The following is an 18,230-nucleotide window of genomic DNA, read 5'->3' on the forward strand; positions in this document are numbered from 1 at the left end:
ATGGATAATTACAATATAAAGAATGTGTCTCAGATTAAAACATGGATGAAGTGGTATCGATAAAATCGGTTATATCGATTCGATCAGCCAATTGGAAAACAATATAGCTTCGGGATCCGACAATGTATCCAAAGAGGAAAAAGTGAATAGGCAGGTTGAACACCTTAAGTATGTCCAGACGAGGTAACTGCTGGGATAACGCAGTAATTGAATCATTCCATTCAAATAAGAGGAATTTATGTTTACAAAGTTCAACTCTATATCAGAAAAAGATGTCAGACAACGAATTGACCGTTACATCAAGTATGATAATGAAGAGCGTATCCAAGAAAAATTAGGCTACCACGCACCAAAAACATTATGGTACCATGTCAGCCTAATAGTGTGTTTTAATTGTGTCTCATTCTGCTATGTCAGTCTATACGGTCATTGGCTTTTTATTTGTTCAGATGAAAATCCTAATTCTCTTGAAATACCGCCGGCAGCTTTTTTGACTTCCTCAATTAAGTAAGGTAGGCGTTCCTTTTGATACCCTGCTTCAAACCCTGCAATGCTAATTCCTGCTGCCACTTCCCCGAGATGATTGAAAATCGGCGCTCCAATAGCGGCTGTATAGTTTTCAAGCTCTGAATAGCTTAACGTATAGCCCCGTTTGTTTGATTCTTCGAGAATGTTTCGAAGGACAGCTTTATCTGTGATGGTCCCAATTCCGATTTTCTCTAGCTCGACCGAGTCCATGTAGGCCTGTCTCTCTTTCTCTGGTAAAAATGAGAGAATACTTCTCGCACATGCTCCTGCATATAGTGGAGATCGCCTGCCAACGGCGGTATAGAGCCGAACAGGCTGCGTACCTTCGATTTTTTCCACGTAAATGGCTTCGTCTCCTTCACGAACGATGAGCTGTACGACTTCTCCTACCTCATCTCGCAAGCTTTCCATAAACGGCCTCGCAATCCTCCGAATATCAAGGCGATCGGCTACAAGCTGACCGTATTCAAGAAACATCAATCCTAATCGATAAACACCAGACTCGTGTTTTTCTAATAAACCCATGTCTGCTAATGAGCTGGCCATTCGATGTACAGATGTTTTTGGCATATGGGACAGCTCAATCATTTCATTTAACGTTAATTGTTCGTGTGAGATAAACAGCCGCAGAATCTCCATTGATTTCACAACGGTTTTATTTGTGTTTTGCATAATCCTCACCTTTTCTAAACGAGAATGCTTCCAGCTTTATTCTTGCAGTCAGTTCCCTCACTTCCTCCTCTTGGTGAAATAGTGCTTGCTCTGCTTCCTGCCGGTCGATTTGCTGAAAATACAGATTCTCACCAGGCATTGACTGCGCAATGAGAGGCAGATCCACTGTCGCTACTTCACCCATCCGAGGGTATCCGCCTGTTGTTTGCCGATCTGCCAGCAGAATAATCGGCTGGCCGTCAGGAGGGATTTGGACAGAGCCAAAGGCAACAGCTTCTGAAATCAATTCAAGCTTTTGCTTTAAGCGAATGGGTTCTCCCTTCAACCTACATCCCATACGATCTGATTGAGGCGTGACCTGGTAAGGCTGCTTAAAAAAGGCTTTTTGAGATTCTTCCTGAAAATAAGAGAGATATCTGCCTGCCAAAACCCGAATCACTTGTGATTTCCGTAACGGCAAGAAATGAGTATGGTTCACTGTCCAATCAGGTGCGCTGTATCTCGCATATTTCTCTTTACTTTTTAGCATGTGAAGCAGGCTGGTCGCTAGTGATGATGGCTCTCCAATGGTCAGGACGTCATCTTTTTCAAGCAGACGCCCTTTCAGCCCGCCTATCCCCGCTCTCACATAGGTGCTTTTACTCTGCATGACTGGCTCAACATCGAATCCACCTGCCACAGCTAGATAGGAGCGGCATCCCCTCATACAAGGTCCAAAGGTGATGGTGCTTCCGGATCGAATGAAAAGTGGTTTCCAAAGAGGTGCTTGGTCCCCATCAATATCGATCTCCACATCAGCGCCAGTGACTGCAATCAACTGATCTTTCTGACACTTAAACACAGGACCTGGCCCCATCAAGGTGATTTCCAGTACAGCTTCGTTTTCTTGATTTCCGGTCAAAATATTGGCGATTCTGAGGGAGAGCTGATCCATGCCGCCGCTCGTTAGGACGCCATACTTCTGGTAGCCTTTTCTCCCATTATCTTGAATGGTTGTGAACATCCCTGGCTTGATGACTTGAATACTCAACGTTTTGCCTCCTTCATGCTGAAGAATTCCTTTTCAGACATTTGGACAAATCTGACCTCGTCCCCTGCTTTCAGTAGACTTGGTATCTCAGCATCTGGCTGAAACAATGGCAATGGGGTTTGTCCAATAAGCTGCCAGCCTCCTGGTGTGGAAATGGGGTAAACGCCTGTTTGCTTTCCCGCAATTCCTACAGACCCTTTTGGAATGGACATTCTCGGTGTTTCCCTGCGGGGTGCTGCGATCTTGTCAGAAAGCCCGCCCAAAAACGGAAACCCTGGGGCAAATCCAATCATATAGACAAGATACGTCCCGGCTGTATGGATACGCACCACTTCTTCAGGTGTCAAACCATTGATGCGGGCGACTTCTTCTAAATCAGGGCCAAACGCTCCTCCGTAACATACAGGAATGTCGACGATGCGGCGCTCAACCTGAACCCCTTCCTGCCATTTGTCTTCAAGAAGCCTTTTGATATAGGCTTTGACCCATTCATATGGAGATATGCTATGTTGATCCAGCTGAGCAGATTGATGAACCGTATACGGCTCATAAAAAACGGTCACATTTGTAAAGGCTTGAACGGCTTCAACATATCCGTCAAATGGATGCTGTTCAATACATGCGAACAGCTGTTGAACACCCTCATGAATCTCTTCACGTATGTCGTCTCCAGCTTGGATGACGATCGCTGCATCTCCAAGCGGGTGGAAGGTGATGAAATCTTTTATCGTCGAAAACGCCACTTGAGGACACCTCTCTTTCTACAGCACACCGAGCTGCTGATCTCTTCGGTCTGTGATGAACATATGACCAGGTGCATGGGTGATCGCAATGTCTGGTTTTGTGTGCATGACAATGGCTTGCGGCGTCACACCGCATGCCCAAAACACCGGGACCTCTCCTTCTTTGATAGCAGACGGCTCTCCAAAGTCTGGTTTGTCCACATCTGCAATCCCAATTACAGCTGGGTCTCCAATATGGATGGGACCGCCATGTACGGAAGGGAATCTAGACGTCACCTGAACACTTCTTGTGACTTGATGCACCGGAATGGGTCTCATGCTGACAACCATCGGGCCATGGAACACCCCTGCCTGTTCACAGGGTATATTCGTTTCATACATCGGTACGTTATGACCGTCTTCGATATGGCGTACAGGGATATCATTCAGCATGAGCGCATGCTCAAAAGTAAAACTGCATCCGATAAGAAAGGCGACCATGTCACCCTCCCAATAAGGGGAGATATCTGTCACCTCTTCTTGAAGGACCCCTTTTCGGTAAATACGGTATTTCGGAAAATCCGTTCTAATATCTGCTTGAAGCGCTGACCGTCTTGGCACTGGATCACCTGGCTCCAGTACATCAAGCAAGGGGCATGAAACCGGATTACGCTGACAAAATAAAAGAAAATCGAAGGCAAGTTCTTTTTTGACAATCATTAAATTGGCTTGAGCAAATCCTTCAGCATAAGCAGCCGTTGGTCCTGTGATCTCCTTTTTTCGGATCAATTCCCTGATCTGTGCTGGCTCACATGCTTGATATGCATTCATCTGAATCAACTCCATAGTTTCGGGATTTCATTTAAAATGGTATATCCGCTCATAACGGCCATGATGACGACAACAAACGCCCCTGACGCTGTCAAAAAGAATGGATGACGATAATCACCAACAATCTCTTTTTTATAGGCTGCGACCAGCAATGTTCCAAGTGCAAGCGGCAAAATCAATGCATTAATCGCTCCAACCAATATCAATATGTTCACAGGTCTTCCGATGGTCATAAAACAAATAGTCGAGAGAGCAATAAAACCGATGATAATGCCGCGTTGATTTTGCTCAATTTTTGGCGAGAAGGTTTTAAAGAAGGAGACAGATGTGTATGCCGCTCCAATGACAGAAGTAATCGCCGCAGCCCACATAATCAATCCGAACATCTTAAATCCAATATTTCCTGAAGCTAGCTGAAATACAGAAGCAGGTGGATTCGATGGATCAATCTGTAAGCCTTTTGAGACAACCCCTAGAACCGCTAAAAATAAAGCGACACGCATCACAGATGTAATTAAGATACCGAAAATGGAGCTTTTCGTGACTTGTGGAAGTGCCTCCTTCCCTTTGATTCCAGCATCCAGCAAACGATGACCACCAGCAAAGACGATATAGCCGCCAACCGTTCCGCCCACAAGAGTCACAATCGATAAAATATCAATTTTCTCTGGGACGAATGTTCTCACTGCCGCTTCTCCAACTGGTGGAGCAGTTGAAATGGCCACATACAGCATAAGCCCAATCATCACAAAGCCGGCCACCTGTGTGAATCGATCCATCGCTTTTCCAGCCTCTTTGATGACAAAAATAAGAATGGCAATCACTGCACTGACCCCGGCCCCTATTCTTGGATCGACGCCGAAAATCACCTGAAAACCGAGACCAGCACCAGCGATATTTCCGATATTAAAGGCAAGTCCTCCAATGACAATCAAAAAGGCTAACACATAACCAAGACCCGGAAAAACCATATTTGCAATATCCTGTCCTCGTTTTTCTGAGACGGCAATGATGCGCCATACATTCGTTTGTGCAAAAATATCTAACAAAATGGAGATCAAAATAACAAACCCAAAGCTAGCTGCGAGCTGCTGTGTGAACACGGTCGTTTGTGTTAAAAATCCCGGTCCGATGGCTGACGTAGCCATTAAAAAGGCTGCCCCCATCAACATGGATCGGTTCCCCTTTGGTGCCTTCATGTTCTTGACTTCCTCTTTTTTCATGCTGTTTCCCCCTTTGATGACGATTTTTTTTATTGAAAGGCTTTGAGATGAATATTGGCTTCTTTTAGCTTCGCTGTAATGGTTTTTGCAAATTGAAGCGCATGGCTGCCGTCTCCGTGGATGCAAACCGTATGTGCTTTGAGATGAATATCTTCCCCTTGAACTGTACGAACCTTTCCTTCTCTAACCATACGAACGACCTGCTCGACCACCATTTCATCCTCTTCAATGAGTGCATGTGGCTCGCGGCGAGACGTCAGTGTTCCATCTGTTTGATACGTCCGATCAGAAAAGACTTCATGCGCCACTTGAAGACCTATTCTTTCACCTGCTAAAGCGAGTTCACTGCCTGATAACCCAAATAACACAAGGTTTGGATCGACATCATATACAGCCTTTGCAATTGATTCGGATAATTCAGTATTTTTAGCCGCCATGTTGTACAGGGCGCCGTGTGGTTTGACATGCTGCATCGTGCCGCCTTCTGCTTTTAGAAAGGCTGACAGAGCACCAATTTGATAGATGACGAGATCATAGGCTTCCTCTGCCGAGATGGCCATAGGACGTCTTCCAAAGCCGACTAAATCTTGGAGACCTGGATGTGCACCAATTTGAACCCCTTTATCCAGCGCCATTCTGACTGTCTTTCTCATCACCATTGGATCTCCTGCATGAAAACCGCAAGCAATGTTGGCAGAAGTTACAAATTCAAGAATTTGTTCATCTGCACCGATTGTGTATTGACCAAAGCTTTCTCCCAAATCACAGTTGATATCCACTTGATACATAGAATCCCCCCTCGTTGTTCCGAAAAACGGAATAATAAGTCCGAATATTCGGACTTATATTGATTATACCAACTTTTAATACACTTGACATTAAAAAAATTGTCAGAAAACATAACAATAGAACTAGGAGAAAGAAAAGAAGCGAGAGGTGATGTCCTCTCGCTTTTCCAATAGGTATGATGATGTTTTATGAAAGACATCATTATCTAAAAGCTGCTGATCAAAGCTTTTTCATAAACAGACCCAGCCTCAGCCATGTTCATTTCTAAGTTGGATGTGCAGTCCACATAGATCGCAAGCGAGATCATGAAAAAATAACTGGTCCCCATGTACCCAGTTCATCATTCCTTCTTTATTGAGATAGCACCCAATGTTGTATGGCTTTTGCTACACCGTGTTCTGTATTAGGAGCGGTAATCCAATCAGCGGCTTCTTTCACGACTTCTTGTGCATTTCCCATCGCAATGCCTAATCCTGCTTCTTGAATCATGGCCATATCATTTAGGCTATCGCCAAGTGACATGACGTTGTCCATCGTACAGCCAATGCGTTCTGCTACTTTTGCAAGAGCCGCAGCTTTGTTAATGCCTGCCGCATTGACTTCGATATTGGTCGGACTTGAATTCGTAATCTCTAGATGCTCATTTGTTTTCAGTGTATTCAGCACTTCCTCACGAATGTCATCATCATGAATATCAAAGCCAAATTTCAACCATTCATGGTCATGAATACGTTCTGGGAATTCCCCACTCCACACCTTATCCACAGTGGAAGCCCAGTAATCGGTTTCGTACCTATTTTTAAATTCCCACATCATTTGGACATGATCGGGGTGCAGCAGTTCTCGTTCAATGAGCTGAAACGATGAATCCCAGATTTCACTGCCGTTTGCTGTAATAAGATAGGAAGAGAGTTTGAGCGGCTCCACAAGCTCTCGGCATGTCATCAGCGTACGTCCTGTGCTAATGACCACATGGACGCCTTTTGCCTCTGCTTCTTTAATGGCTTGTTTATTTTCATCCGGAATGACGTGTTCACTGTTTAATAGCGTGCCATCCATATCAATGGCAATCAATCGGATGTCTTTCTTATCAGCTTGTGTTGACAAATTGAGTACCCCACTTTGTATCATTTTTTGAATCTACCTTTATTTTAATATAAAGATGAAGATGGCACAAAGGGACGAGTTTGATCCCATAGAAAAAAGACCCTGTTACAGGTCTTGTCACATATTCCTAGCGTTCACAAGCGATGCCGTCTTTATCACGATCAAGGTGTTTATTTTTTTAGGTAAATTGCTTTTGATGCATATGGCTTGTACTTTGTTTTTCGTGTTTTTGCTTTTCGCTACGCCGCCTTTATAAACCTTGTTAAGCGCTTTACAGGTTTTGTACTTGACTGTCTTTGCATCCGCTGTGTGAGTGTCCACTTGAGTAAAGCTTAGTAAAAGACCTAAAGACAAAACGTTTTTGCGGCTCTTCTTTCTTCAGCTTTTTCTCAAATTGAAGATTAGTTCTGTTTCCAAGATGCTGAAGCAACCTTTTAACATCTTCCTGACTTAAATGCTGATCCTTTTTCAGTACTAATTCAAAGCCGTTTCCTTTTTGATTCTTGGCAGCAATTGAATAATGCTTCATTTTGGTGAAATTCTCAATGATCATTTTTCTCTTCCAACAATTAAAGACAAGGTAGGGGTTTGGACTCTACCTTGTGACAGTAACATAGGACTTTTGCTTAATTTAGTTGCCAACAAAGTTGCATTGATACCAATGAGTGTAACACCACATACTTTACGGCATGGTTATGCAATTATATCTGGTGATCAAGGAATTGACGTTTACAAAATTTCAAGTGCTCTTGGGCACAAGAAGCTAGACACGACTAGGATTTATTTAAGAAGAAAGATTCATGCTTCCAAGCTTGGCAGAGGTCTTCATTCCTGGATTCCATAAATAAAGATAAACCAACCCTTCCAATTAATCAGGAAAGGTTGCTTTTATTTTGCTTATTTAGGAACAATTTATTGGTACGGGTTTGACCATCTATACTTTTCCTTACCTTAGTTAAGCCCACGATATATAAAGGAATTGAGATTATTAGAATTGGAAATCACCATCTTTTAATAATAAAACTTCCGTTCCGTCTTCTTTCATCCCTATCACTTTCATATCTTCGGTACCAAAGGCAACATTGACTAACAAGAGGGACGTATTCAGTCCTGCTTCCTTCAACGCTTCCCCAGGTAGGTTGCTGCCATATTGTAGGTTGGAAGGAGAAGCGTTGCCGATGCCAATATGGCAAGCCGTATTTTCATCAAACAATGTGTTGTAAAAAAGCATATCCGCCTGAGCAAGTGGAGAATGGTTAGAGACCAACGCAATTTCCCCTAGATAATGGGAACCTTCGTCTGTTTCGATGAGATGTTGGAGCGCATCCTGTCCAGTGGCTGCATCATAGTCCTTAATCCGTCCATTTTGAAAAATGAGGGAAACATCATAGATAACTCTTCCCCCATAGACAAGCGGTTTCGTAGCTACGAGTTTTCCATTCACCTTATTTCTATGGGGGGCAGAGAATATTTCCTCTGTGGGAATGTTCGGAAAAAATGAAATTCCCTTTTTATCTGTGACCCCTCCGCCGATAAAGACATGATTCTTTGGCATGCCGACGACGAGATCTGTTCCCCGGCTATTGGTAAAATGCAGAGCGGCAAACTGGTGATCGTTTAGAAACGTTTTCCGGGACTCGAAGGCTCGGTCATGTTTTTCCCAGTCTTTGATAGGATTTGTTCCAACTGCCCGCGCACCACTTAAGATAGCTTGCCATAACAATTGCACAGCTTCTTCTTTACTTACATGAGGAAATACTTTCGTGGCCCATGCGAAGGACGGGACAGCTAGAAGACACCAGCGTACCTTGTGGGACCTAATCATTGCATCATGATCCTCCAACTTGGTGCGGAAAGCCTTTTGAAAGCGACTAATCCTTTCTGGGGAAACATTCTTAAAGATATTGAAGTTTTCAGAAATAATATGGATGTAAGCAGCGCCCGCATCGTCCCACTCCTTATAACGGGCATGTTGCCAGTCGGGAAATTGATCGATGGCACCATCTGTGGCATGTATATAAAATGCTTGGGTAGACTGTTCGTCTGTCCAGTCCATCACCACATTTGAAGCCCCCGCTTCATAGGCTGCAGTTTGGATAAGACGTGCAAAAGTTGCGTTTTTTATGTCACTATGAATAACCACTAATTGATTTTTTTGCACATTTACACCAATTCGCACCGCAAGTTCGGCATACTTTTGCAATTGTTCTTCACTAATAAGCTCATATATTCCTTTCGTCATCACACATTCATCTCCTAACTTTTTATTCCTTGATAAAATGTTAAATTGTCACACTTAGACAAGCATAGGTCTCCATTTATCTCATGAATATAACAATTCTCTTGAGATGTGATTTTTTCTAAAGGGCACGGCGGAAACATAGGAATGAGCCACTTTTGAAATCCATTAGAATACCCCATATTGATGCCAACATAAATTGAAGTCCTTCACAATGGTAATATTGCTATTCCATCCTCTGAAGGTAAAGTATTAATCTATGATAAAAATTTTAACTTAATAAAAGCTTTTGATATGAAAGAAACAAAAGAAGAACAATATCTCCAAAACATTCAATTCTCTAAAGATAACATGTATGCGTTTTTTAAATACCATACTCAAAAGGAACAAAATGTGATAGGATGTGTAGATCTATATAACATTAAAAAAGGAAAATTAGCAAAATCTATTGATATTCAATCAAAAAAAGATTGAGAAACGGGACGACTTGAATTAATTCAGTAATAAGGGGGATGACCTAGTGGGATCTATTGTTTTATTAATTGTTTTTGTTTTGCCCATATTGTCCATTCTAATAGGGGTATTAGGAACACGTATTTTTAGAAACATCTGGGTTTCTCCTCATGTTTGTCTCTTATTAAGTTTGGTTTGTTTATTTACTTTAGCAGAAGGAAACCTTTCCTTTTTATTTTGGGTAGTATGCTACACTGTGATTTCCATAATCTCTTCTGTCATAACTCTTCTCATTATTAAGAAGGCTCCTTAAGAAAAACAGGACTGCATCATAATCCAGTCCTGTAATGATTTATAGACGATAACGCGCAATGTCCTGATTCAACCGCATGCTTAGTTCATTGAGTCGTTCTGCTGCTTTTGCCACATTGGAGATGGCGGTCACTTGTTCGTCTGTAGATGCTGTGATTTCTTCGATGGCGGCGGCATTTTCTTGAGAAATATGTGCTGCACCATGCATCGCTTTTGTGATGAGATCGTTTTGTTCCAGCAATGTATTGAGCTCTTTTGTCATCGCATTGGTTTCAACGATGGTTTGTGAAATCGATGTAGAGATGGTATTGAATTCTTGTTCTGTTGCGTGAACCGCCTCATCTAACTCGGCAAAACGATCCATTGTTTTGGACATCATGCCGGCTGTTGCCGTCGTTTCTTCTTTAATGCCTTGGATCATTTGCTGAATTTGGACCGCTGATTGCTTTGTTTGTTCAGCTAAATTCCGTACTTCACTCGCCACAACCGAGAAGCCTTTGCCGTGCTCTCCTGCGCGTGCCGCTTCAATACTTGCGTTCAGTGCAAGTAAATTGGTCTCATTTGAAATGCTTTCAATCGTGTCTGTGATTTGAGAGATATCCTGAACTTTTGTACTTAACTGCTCGATCCCAGTTCTAATTCCTTGAGACGCCTGAATCGATTGTTCGTTTGATTGTTTTAATTTCTGAACAATTTTCTGGCCCTGCTGTGATGATTGATTCGACTGGTCAGAAATTCGTTTAATTTGATCGCTTTGCTCTTTGACGTTTTCAATGGATTGATTGAACTGGGTCATTTGTTGATTGGCCACCTCAAGGTCTGATGCCTGATGAAGCGTACCAGTCGATATATCGCCAATCGCTCGGCCAATTTCTTCACTGCTGGCTGATGTTTCTTCAGATATCGCAGATAAATCTGTCGCTGATTCGACGAGTTGACTGCTCGTTTCCTGTAAACCTCTCACAAGTGCTCTGAGTTCTCCAGACATATGGTTAAAGCCTTGTGCCATCTGTCCGATTTCATCCGTTGTTTCTTTTAAGCTCGTACGTTCAATATTACCAGCCGCAATTTCTTTTGAAGCAGCAGTGACTTGCTTGAGCAGTCTGATTTTTCTTCGAGCGCCCAAATAAAAGACTCCAAGGCTAAGGAAAGCGACACCCGCTGTAATCAGGATAATATATAGCTTCATCTGTTCTAGTTCTTTATAAAATTCATCCTCGAATACTGCAATCCCTACACTCCAATTCCATGGCGTGAACTGGCTCATGTAGGCCATCTTTTGCTTTTCTTCCCCAGTCGCATTGTCTTTATCCATGTAGGTGACATAGTGTGCATCCTCGCCCTTTGCTGTGGCGCCAGCGACCATTTTTTGACGGTTGGTCGTGTTATCTGGGATAGAGCCAATGTCACTGACAGGATGTACTTGTGATGAATAATCCGCTCCATATGCGACAAGATAGCCTTTATTTTTATAGATAAAATCTGATTTTTGAAATTGGTATCCTTCCCCTTTGTCATTTTTAGGCCCACTCAAGTAAATACGGGCTTGTTCCTGCGCCTGTTCCAGTGTCAGTTCTTTTTTCTCCACACGGTCATTTAATTGTTCAAGTGTGGCCATTGCTCCGTTGACGATGTGTTTTAAATCTGCTTTCCCTGCATCAATTAGTATATTTTCCGCTAACAAATAACCTGTTGTTCCAACAAGTCCGCCTGTTAAAATCGTAATCACGATGATGGCAGACATTAATTGAAAAAAGACACTTCTTGAAACGAACGCTTTCTTTTTCATATTCAGATTCCCCCTTACTTCATATATCGTCAAGCGAGGGAAAGTATTAAAAAAGTCATAGAAAAAACCGGTTACACATAAATGGAAAGGGATTTTTCGATTATAGGGCTGTTTCTTTCAGAATGGATTGATAGAGATCGTCTTTTGGCGTAAGTCCACATATCTCTTGCAGCACACCTTCAATGCCCTTTTCTTTCCTTAGTGCTTGCATGCGAACAGCTTCTTCGTCTTCTGCAAAATCGTAAGCCAAAGCTGCGCAATGCCTTTGATTAAATAAACTGGCTGTTTGATTTTCTTCGCTGGGCCGATCAAGCGGTCATCTGCTCCCAGCTTTCTGAGGGGGGAACGTGCGACACGAGTCACTTCATCGGAAATAAAGGCATTTTCAAATCGTTTGATGATTTTTTGAATATACGCATCGTGCTCTTCTTTTTGAAAGCCATATGTGTCAATTAAATAGCTGCCCGTTTCGTGAAGGGCACCTTCGACAACTTGACGTATCTCTGGTGTGTCGACAGCTTCTTTGATCGTCTGAATGCCCTGCTGATAACCGACGTATGCCGCTAGGGCATGTCCTGTGTTGACAGTGAAGAGCTTCCTTTCAATATATGGCGTCAAATTTTGTACAAATGTCGCTCCGTCAATCTGAGGACCATCTCCAATAAAGCCCGTCTCATCAATGACCCACTCAAAAAATGGCTCAACTGACACTTTGAGAATGTCCTCATGGTGCTGAATCGGAACAATGCGGTCAACCGCAGCGTTTGGAAAGCCAACTGTTTGTGATATCGCTTCTTGTTCATCTGATGTCAAATGAGAAAAAACGGCTTCTTTTAAATGAGAGCTGCCCCCAATCATGTTTTCACAGGCAACAATGTTGATGATATGGTCAGACTTTTTTTGTTTTAACCCTTTAGCAATAGATGAGGCAATGATCTTCAATACGGCTGGTCCAACGGCTGTCGTAATCAAATTGGCTGTGACAACAGCCTCTGTTAATGCCGCTGGGTTTTGTGCCGAATTGATCGCTGACACAGGACCTACCACTTCCTGCTTCTGCCCCGGTGCTGCGAGTTCAACCGTGTATTCTCCTCTTTCATTCAGCTCATTGATGACCGCTTCATTTACATCCGTAAATACAAGCTCAAAGCCTGATGTCTTTAATAAAGATCCGATAAACCCTCTGCCAATATTCCCTGCTCCAAAATGAAGTGCCTTCATGTTAGTTCACCTCATTAAAGATGGCGATCAGTTCATCCTGATCCTTTGTATGAATGATGCGTTCTACATGTTCTTCTTCTGAACAGACAATCGCAATTTGAGAAAGAATATCAAGATGCTCATTGTTTTTCCCAGCGATTCCAAATACGACTTTGGCGATATTTCCTTCTCCATATTCAACGCCATCTGGGATTTGGATGATTGAAATTCCTGAATGCAGGACAGCTGCTTTGGCATCTTCTGTCCCATGAGGAATCGCAATCCCGTTGCCCATAAATGTAGATGAGATTTTCTCTCTTTCAAACATTTTGTCAACATAATCGCTCGTGACATAGCCGTTCGCCACTAGGACTTCTCCTGCTTTTTTAATGGCTTCTTCTTTAGAACCTGCTTGTTCGTTCAGAAAAACATTGTCTTTTGAAAGTACTTGTTTCATGAATGATCACACACCTTCTTTAGAATGGAAAATCAGGAAAAGTTGAACTCAACCCGTTTTGTCATGTTATTTTTTTAATTTCTTAATCAGCTCATCGTATTTCGGGCTGTTTAAGAAATTGTCAACTGAGATATGCACAACTCCCGGCAGTTTTGCCTTGGCCCTGTCTGTTAAATCTTTATGGGTAAAGACCACATCGGCATCATTTGGGATGTTGCTGATGGATGTGTTTGTCACATCAATATCAAGCTCTGCCTTTTTGACTTTGTTCTTTAAGATGGAAGCGCCCATCGCACTTGAGCCCATTCCTGCATCACAGGCAAAGATGATTTTGTTCACGTCATCTGGATTGACATCACTTGGAAATGCTGCTTGCTCGTTCGCTTCCGCATCTTCTTTTTGTGCTGTTAGAGCTGCTGCTGGACTTTTCTTCCCTTTTATGTCTTGCATCTTTTCTGTTGCTGCCGTTAAGTCCTCATCAGTTGCTTTGGACGCTTTCAAAATGACAGAAGCGACAAGGAACGATACGACCGCTGCCACCGCAACACCTGCTAGAACGGCAAGGTGGCCGCCTTTTGGTGACATTAGCATGAGCGCGATAATACTTCCTGGTGATGGGACAGCCTTTAATCCTGCATTTAATAAAGTGAAAGTCAGAACACCACTTGCTCCACCTGCAATGACAGCCAAAATGAGTTTTGGCTTCATTAAGATGTACGGGAAGTAAATTTCATGGATTCCCCCTAAGAACTGAATGACAATTGCACCAGGTGCAGATTGCTTCGCATTCCCTCTTCCAAAGAACATATACGCACGCAAGAAGAACACCTAAACCTGGTCCTGGGTTTGTTTCAAGCAAGAACAGAACAGACTGACCCGTTTTGGCTGCTTGCTCCACCCCTAAAGGGCCTAAAATACCTTGGTTAATGGCATTGTTTAAGAACAATACTTTCGCAGGTTCAATGAAGATACTGGCCAGCGGAAGTAAATGTGCATTGACAATGATATCTACACCTGCGGCAAGGACTTTATTAAGGCCAAGTACCACTGGGCCGATTGCGTAGAAATCAATGACAACAAGAATGGCACCGAGGATACCTGCCGTGAAGTTATTAATAAGCATTTCAAAACCTGATCTGATTCGATCTTTGAATAGCTGGTCTACTTTCTTAATGAGATAACCGCCAAGTGGTCCCATAATCATGGCACCTAAAAACATTGGAATATCAGAACCAACAATGACCCCAAGCGTAGCGGTTGCACCAAGGACCCCGCCTCGATGGTCATAGACGAGTTTACCGCCTGTATATCCGATTAATAGCGGCAGTAAGTAGTTGATCATTGGTTCAACGAGTGTATTTAATTGTTCATTTGGAACATAACCACTTGGAATGAACAAAGCTGTAATAAGCCCCCAAGCGATAAATGCTCCAATATTCAGCATAATCATGCCGCTTAAATAGCTTCCAAAGCGCTGTACTTTCACGCGGAATCCTCTTTTTTCCTGCATCTGTGAAAACCCCTTTCTTCTCTCCCTTTATTCAGGGCTTTATAGGTCAAAAGATATAAGAACAAGTGTTGGTGAAGCCCTTATACCTATCGTAAAACGCTTTCACTTTCCCTTCTATTAAAACTAAATGTCACTTTGTCACTTAGTGTGTGACAAAATTTAAAAATGAATGAATTCTCTGATATAAAACAGGAAATAACAGGTAAAAAGGCTGATCTGACGTAGTTTTGATAGAAAATTCATTGGAATTTCACAACTTTCAAATGGTCGCTTCTTGTTTTCTCTTCTTAAATCGAATAGGCTTATATTGATCAAAGCTATTTATTCAAGAAACGTCTGCGCAGACATGACACAGAAAAAGTGAACCATCTTGCTGTTTGTTTCGTTTACCTTTTAAAGTGGGCGGCACAATAGGAAGAGCGGTTTCTTCTGTGACTCACAGTTTACTTCCGCTTTCTTTCTGATACATGAGACGTTTTCATAGGTAGAAAGGCGGTTATTGACATTGTTGAAATATCGCAACTGGCTGCTGATTCTTGTCGTGATGTTCGCTTTTTTCATGCCGAAGGAAGCATTTGCTCATGCATATGTGGTGAGCTCAAATCCAGCGGCAAATGAAGAGCTCGACAAGCAGCCTCCTTCAGTCTCTATCACATTTAGTGAAGGAATTGAAAGCGGCTTTCATGCTATTAAGGTGCTAAATGCAAAAGGTGATCGTGTGGATAAGGGAGATACGGTCATTAAGGATCAAAAGATCATGGAAGCTGCTTTAAAAAAGGATTTACCAAAAGGGATTTACACCATTCAGTGGAATGCGGTATCAGCGGATGGACACTCTGTCTCTGGCATGATCCCATTTAGTATTGGAAAAGCGGATGGAGGATTTGACCAATTAGATCAAGGTCAATCGAATGAATCCATTAATATGGCTTCGACCATTGACAAAGCCTTTCTCTATACGTCGTTTAGCTTATTTTTGGGGACTATTTTATTTGGACTGTTTTGGTTTCAGGCAGCCATTAAAACCGCATTAGCCAAACGAATGAAGTGGCTGTTAACACTCTCACTCATCATGATGGGCGGAGCACTCGTGCTCCAGCTGCCGATTCAAACAAAATCAGCGGCAAACGTGTCGTATTGGAAGGCGTTTGAACCATCGCTTTTAAAAGAAACCATTTTGTCTACTTCTGGTGGTAGTTTGTGGATGATGCTCATGGCATCGTTTGTTGTTCTCACCATCTGGACCATTGTGGCGATGAAAAAAAGGAACTTCACTTCTTTTCGGGTATGGATGTTTCCGCTGCTCATTTTCACTGTGCTCCTTTGGCTGAAAGCACAGATCGGTCACCCAGCAGCAACAGATAATAAAATACTGACAACGTCACTTGATTTCATCCATCTCGTCTCTGCATCCATTTGGGTCGGGGGTTTAACCTCCATTGTTCTGCTTTTGCTCAAGAAGCTGCCAAATGAAGATCAGCCGCTCTTACGCAAGACACTAACAGCCTTCCATCCGTGGGCGTTGCTCTCTGTTGGGCTAATAATGTTTTCAGGCTTTGTGAATGCGATCTTTATTTTGCAATCGTTTGATGCTCTTTTCCAATCAGTGTACGGACGGACGCTTTTAATCAAGATTGGTTTATTTATCATCATGGGCCTCCTTGGGCTTGTCCATTATTTGATGCTAAGATGGGAAAAGAAACACAATCGAAACGTTTCCTTACGGGTAGAATGGATCATTGGGATCGCTATTTTGTTATTAACGGCTGTATTCACCAATATTCCGAGCCCTCCCCCCCCTGCACCAGAACCATTCTTTGGAGCAAATCAGGTCGAGCATCGTGACATTGTGTCCTTGAGCATTACCCCGAATGCCCCTGGGAAAAATACGTTCGAAGTGGGATTTACGAAGGGGAATGGGCAAACAATCACTGACATTCAATCTGTGACAGCCAAGATCCATAAAGTCGCCTTATTCGGTGAAGAGACACCGAGCGAATTTCAGCTGAAACAATTAAAAAATGGACACTTCTCTGCTGAAAATCTCTTATTAAATGAAAAAGGAACTTGGAAGATTGAAATCCATGCATTAACTGGTTCTTTTGAAAACATCAACACTACTTTTATTAGAAGAAACTAAAAGGAGATCATATTTATGAAAAAATACGTTAAAGCTTTATTACCAATGCTTCTCGCTTCATTCTTACTGGCGATTCCTGTGAGTGCACACGTAACAGTCAAGCCTAATACGTCTGCAACAAACGCTTGGGAAACCTATACGTTAAAAGTACCTTCTGAGAGTGACAGCCCGACCACAAAGGTTGTCGTCACAATGCCTAAAGGCGTAGAATTCCAACAATACGAGCCAGTACCTGGCTGGAAAACAACAACTGAAGAGAAAAATGGCAAAGTCACAAGAGTCACTTGGGAAGCAACAGGTGATGGTGTGCTAGCTGGACAGTTCCAACAATTCGTTTTTGTAGCGAAAAACCCTGAAAAAGCAAGCGAAGCAGCATGGGATGCTTATCAATATTATAAAGATGGAACGGTCGTTGAATGGACTGGCGATAAAGATACTGATAAACCGCATTCGATCACAAACATCGTCGCTTCTAATACCGTAACGGATTCACACGGTCAAGAAAAACCAAAAGAAGAAAAGGCATCTGAAACAGACACTACTTCTCCCTCACCACTTGCCCTTGGCCTGTCCATTGCATCTCTAGTCGTGGCACTCATTGCACTTGGACTTGCTTTCAGAAAGAAATAAAATCTGCCAGGACTAACACCGAAAGAGAAGGTTTGTCTACACGCTGAAGCGATCGTTTTCTGACGATCGCTTTTTATTTTAACAACCTACCATTTCCAACATAGGATTTAATAGGATACAGGTGCATGCCATAATGAGACACATAACCAACTACTAATCATATTTGCTCAACTGCAGCTCTCCATTGCGGAAAAGGCAGCGATCAAAAGCGGTAATGTGCCGATTGCCATTCAAACAGGACAGAAACTCATTCAAAAAGCGGATGTCCAACATTTATTCTTCCGATTTCCATGTTAAAGGGCTATGTAGAGTGCGTCCTTTTCGGAGGGATTTGCTTATCAGACCAAGGAACAAGGGATTGAGAATCTACTCCAGGACAAAAAAGCTGTCATTATGAACATGTACGATGCCCCTAGAACTTTCGTTACCCCATCCCATCTCATGACGACTGTACAGAAGTCTTTAATTTTATCGTTGGAGCCAGTTGAACTGCTCTTATTCAGCAGTATGAATCAAGCATCTGCAGAATGACATCCACGAGATCCTCAAGGAAACGAAAGAAACAGTGGATCAACTATTCCCTCCAACTGTCTAACAC

General features: G+C 42.6%; 16 protein-coding genes and 3 pseudogenes. 5 read left to right on the plus strand and 14 right to left on the minus strand.

All coding sequences use genetic code 11. The annotated features are described in order from the left end of the window. Positions 1 to 426: 426 nt before the first annotated feature. From WAX46_RS04780 to WAX46_RS04820, 9 genes and pseudogenes are all read right to left on the minus strand, one after another. The gene (locus WAX46_RS04780) at positions 427 to 1,200 is read right to left on the minus strand and encodes an IclR family transcriptional regulator (RefSeq protein ID WP_226566602.1); all 774 of its coding nucleotides are present in this window, start codon (positions 1,198 to 1,200) and stop codon (positions 427 to 429) included. After that, positions 1,184 to 2,230, minus strand: coding sequence for a biotin-dependent carboxyltransferase family protein (locus tag WAX46_RS04785; RefSeq protein ID WP_336493431.1), 1,047 nt, complete (start codon positions 2,228 to 2,230; stop codon positions 1,184 to 1,186). The genes WAX46_RS04780 and WAX46_RS04785 overlap by 17 nt, the downstream gene beginning before the upstream one ends. Beyond that, positions 2,227 to 2,973, minus strand: a complete 747-nt coding sequence (pxpB, locus tag WAX46_RS04790; RefSeq protein ID WP_226566601.1) for a 5-oxoprolinase subunit PxpB — start codon at positions 2,971 to 2,973, stop codon at positions 2,227 to 2,229. The genes WAX46_RS04785 and pxpB overlap by 4 nt, the downstream gene beginning before the upstream one ends. Positions 2,974 to 2,991: 18 nt before the next feature. Then, the gene (locus WAX46_RS04795; RefSeq protein ID WP_336493432.1) at positions 2,992 to 3,783 is read right to left on the minus strand and encodes a putative hydro-lyase; all 792 of its coding nucleotides are present in this window, start codon (positions 3,781 to 3,783) and stop codon (positions 2,992 to 2,994) included. Between the two features lie 5 nt (positions 3,784 to 3,788). Beyond that, the gene (locus tag WAX46_RS04800) at positions 3,789 to 5,006 is read right to left on the minus strand and encodes an NRAMP family divalent metal transporter (protein WP_336493433.1); all 1,218 of its coding nucleotides are present in this window, start codon (positions 5,004 to 5,006) and stop codon (positions 3,789 to 3,791) included. A gap of 29 nt (positions 5,007 to 5,035) precedes the next feature. After that, positions 5,036 to 5,794 (minus strand): LamB/YcsF family protein, encoded by a 759-nt coding sequence (locus WAX46_RS04805; protein ID WP_336493434.1) that lies wholly within the window; start codon positions 5,792 to 5,794, stop codon positions 5,036 to 5,038. Positions 5,795 to 6,146: 352 nt separating this feature from the next. Next, the gene (locus WAX46_RS04810; protein WP_376776390.1) at positions 6,147 to 6,926 is read right to left on the minus strand and encodes a Cof-type HAD-IIB family hydrolase; all 780 of its coding nucleotides are present in this window, start codon (positions 6,924 to 6,926) and stop codon (positions 6,147 to 6,149) included. A 103-nt stretch (positions 6,927 to 7,029) separates the two neighbouring features. Next, positions 7,030 to 7,256 (minus strand): annotated as a pseudogene (locus tag WAX46_RS04815) (excalibur calcium-binding domain-containing protein). Beyond that, positions 7,174 to 7,455: a hypothetical protein gene (locus WAX46_RS04820; RefSeq protein WP_336493444.1), complete on the minus strand. Its 282-nt coding sequence runs from the start codon at positions 7,453 to 7,455 to the stop codon at positions 7,174 to 7,176. Before WAX46_RS04820 ends, WAX46_RS04815 begins: the two are co-directional and overlap by 83 nt. A gap of 108 nt (positions 7,456 to 7,563) precedes the next feature. On the opposite strand from WAX46_RS04820, the gene WAX46_RS15740 reads away from it, so the two are divergent. Continuing rightward, on the plus strand, positions 7,564 to 7,746 hold the full coding sequence (locus WAX46_RS15740; RefSeq protein WP_226566662.1) for a tyrosine-type recombinase/integrase: 183 nt from the start codon (positions 7,564 to 7,566) through the stop codon (positions 7,744 to 7,746). A gap of 144 nt (positions 7,747 to 7,890) precedes the next feature. Here the strand turns inward: WAX46_RS15740 and WAX46_RS04830 are convergent, their stop codons facing one another. Continuing rightward, positions 7,891 to 9,144 (minus strand): aminopeptidase, encoded by a 1,254-nt coding sequence (locus tag WAX46_RS04830; protein ID WP_336493443.1) that lies wholly within the window; start codon positions 9,142 to 9,144, stop codon positions 7,891 to 7,893. Positions 9,145 to 9,435: 291 nt separating this feature from the next. On the opposite strand from WAX46_RS04830, the gene WAX46_RS04835 reads away from it, so the two are divergent. Further along, positions 9,436 to 9,615 carry a hypothetical protein gene (locus WAX46_RS04835; RefSeq protein WP_336493435.1) on the plus strand — a complete coding sequence of 60 codons (180 nt, stop codon included), beginning with the start codon at positions 9,436 to 9,438 and terminating at the stop codon, positions 9,613 to 9,615. Positions 9,616 to 9,661: 46 nt separating this feature from the next. Next, positions 9,662 to 9,907 (plus strand): DUF2651 family protein, encoded by a 246-nt coding sequence (locus tag WAX46_RS04840; RefSeq protein ID WP_336493436.1) that lies wholly within the window; start codon positions 9,662 to 9,664, stop codon positions 9,905 to 9,907. Positions 9,908 to 9,946: 39 nt separating this feature from the next. On the opposite strand, the gene WAX46_RS04845 is transcribed toward WAX46_RS04840, so the two are convergent. The 4 genes and pseudogenes from WAX46_RS04845 to WAX46_RS04860 all read right to left on the minus strand — a co-directional run bounded on the left by WAX46_RS04845 (position 9,947) and on the right by WAX46_RS04860 (position 14,862). Further along, positions 9,947 to 11,695, minus strand: a complete 1,749-nt coding sequence (locus tag WAX46_RS04845; RefSeq protein WP_336493437.1) for a methyl-accepting chemotaxis protein — start codon at positions 11,693 to 11,695, stop codon at positions 9,947 to 9,949. 100 nt (positions 11,696 to 11,795) lie between these two features. Further along, positions 11,796 to 12,916 (minus strand): annotated as a pseudogene (locus WAX46_RS04850) (mannitol-1-phosphate 5-dehydrogenase). A 1-nt stretch (position 12,917) separates the two neighbouring features. Further along, on the minus strand, positions 12,918 to 13,352 hold the full coding sequence (locus tag WAX46_RS04855; RefSeq protein WP_226566593.1) for a PTS sugar transporter subunit IIA: 435 nt from the start codon (positions 13,350 to 13,352) through the stop codon (positions 12,918 to 12,920). Positions 13,353 to 13,418: 66 nt separating this feature from the next. Further along, a pseudogene (locus WAX46_RS04860) lies at positions 13,419 to 14,862 on the minus strand (PTS mannitol transporter subunit IICB). Between the two features lie 505 nt (positions 14,863 to 15,367). Between WAX46_RS04860 and WAX46_RS04865 the strand changes: the two are divergent. Beyond that, a complete protein-coding gene (locus WAX46_RS04865; protein WP_336493438.1) occupies positions 15,368 to 17,002 on the plus strand; it encodes a copper resistance CopC/CopD family protein in 1,635 nt (544 codons plus the stop codon). A 15-nt stretch (positions 17,003 to 17,017) separates the two neighbouring features. Continuing rightward, the gene (locus WAX46_RS04870) at positions 17,018 to 17,632 is read left to right on the plus strand and encodes a YcnI family copper-binding membrane protein (RefSeq protein ID WP_226566591.1); all 615 of its coding nucleotides are present in this window, start codon (positions 17,018 to 17,020) and stop codon (positions 17,630 to 17,632) included. The last annotated feature ends 598 nt before the right edge of the window (positions 17,633 to 18,230 follow it).

It is taken from the genome of Bacillus sp. FJAT-53060 (assembly GCF_037104745.1).
In the GTDB taxonomy this organism is placed as follows: Bacteria; Bacillota; Bacilli; order Bacillales; family Bacillaceae; genus Bacillus; species Bacillus stratosphericus_B.

Excerpts from the sequence above, each read along its gene's own strand:
- WAX46_RS04835 (WP_336493435.1), top strand. The coding sequence starts at position 9,436 with ATGAAAGAAACAAAAGAAGAACAATATCTCCAAAACATTCAATTCTCT.
- WAX46_RS04855 (WP_226566593.1), bottom strand. The coding sequence starts at position 13,352 with ATGAAACAAGTACTTTCAAAAGACAATGTTTTTCTGAACGAACAAGCA.
- WAX46_RS15740 (WP_226566662.1), top strand. The coding sequence starts at position 7,564 with ATGAGTGTAACACCACATACTTTACGGCATGGTTATGCAATTATATCT.
- WAX46_RS04830 (WP_336493443.1), bottom strand. The coding sequence starts at position 9,144 with ATGACGAAAGGAATATATGAGCTTATTAGTGAAGAACAATTGCAAAAG.
- WAX46_RS04795 (WP_336493432.1), bottom strand. The coding sequence starts at position 3,783 with ATGAATGCATATCAAGCATGTGAGCCAGCACAGATCAGGGAATTGATC.
- WAX46_RS04780 (WP_226566602.1), bottom strand. The coding sequence starts at position 1,200 with ATGCAAAACACAAATAAAACCGTTGTGAAATCAATGGAGATTCTGCGG.
- WAX46_RS04800 (WP_336493433.1), bottom strand. The coding sequence starts at position 5,006 with ATGAAAAAAGAGGAAGTCAAGAACATGAAGGCACCAAAGGGGAACCGA.
- WAX46_RS04845 (WP_336493437.1), bottom strand. The coding sequence starts at position 11,695 with ATGAAAAAGAAAGCGTTCGTTTCAAGAAGTGTCTTTTTTCAATTAATG.
- WAX46_RS04820 (WP_336493444.1), bottom strand. The coding sequence starts at position 7,455 with ATGATCATTGAGAATTTCACCAAAATGAAGCATTATTCAATTGCTGCC.
- WAX46_RS04810 (WP_376776390.1), bottom strand. The coding sequence starts at position 6,926 with ATGATACAAAGTGGGGTACTCAATTTGTCAACACAAGCTGATAAGAAA.
- WAX46_RS04805 (WP_336493434.1), bottom strand. The coding sequence starts at position 5,794 with ATGTATCAAGTGGATATCAACTGTGATTTGGGAGAAAGCTTTGGTCAA.
- WAX46_RS04870 (WP_226566591.1), top strand. The coding sequence starts at position 17,018 with ATGAAAAAATACGTTAAAGCTTTATTACCAATGCTTCTCGCTTCATTC.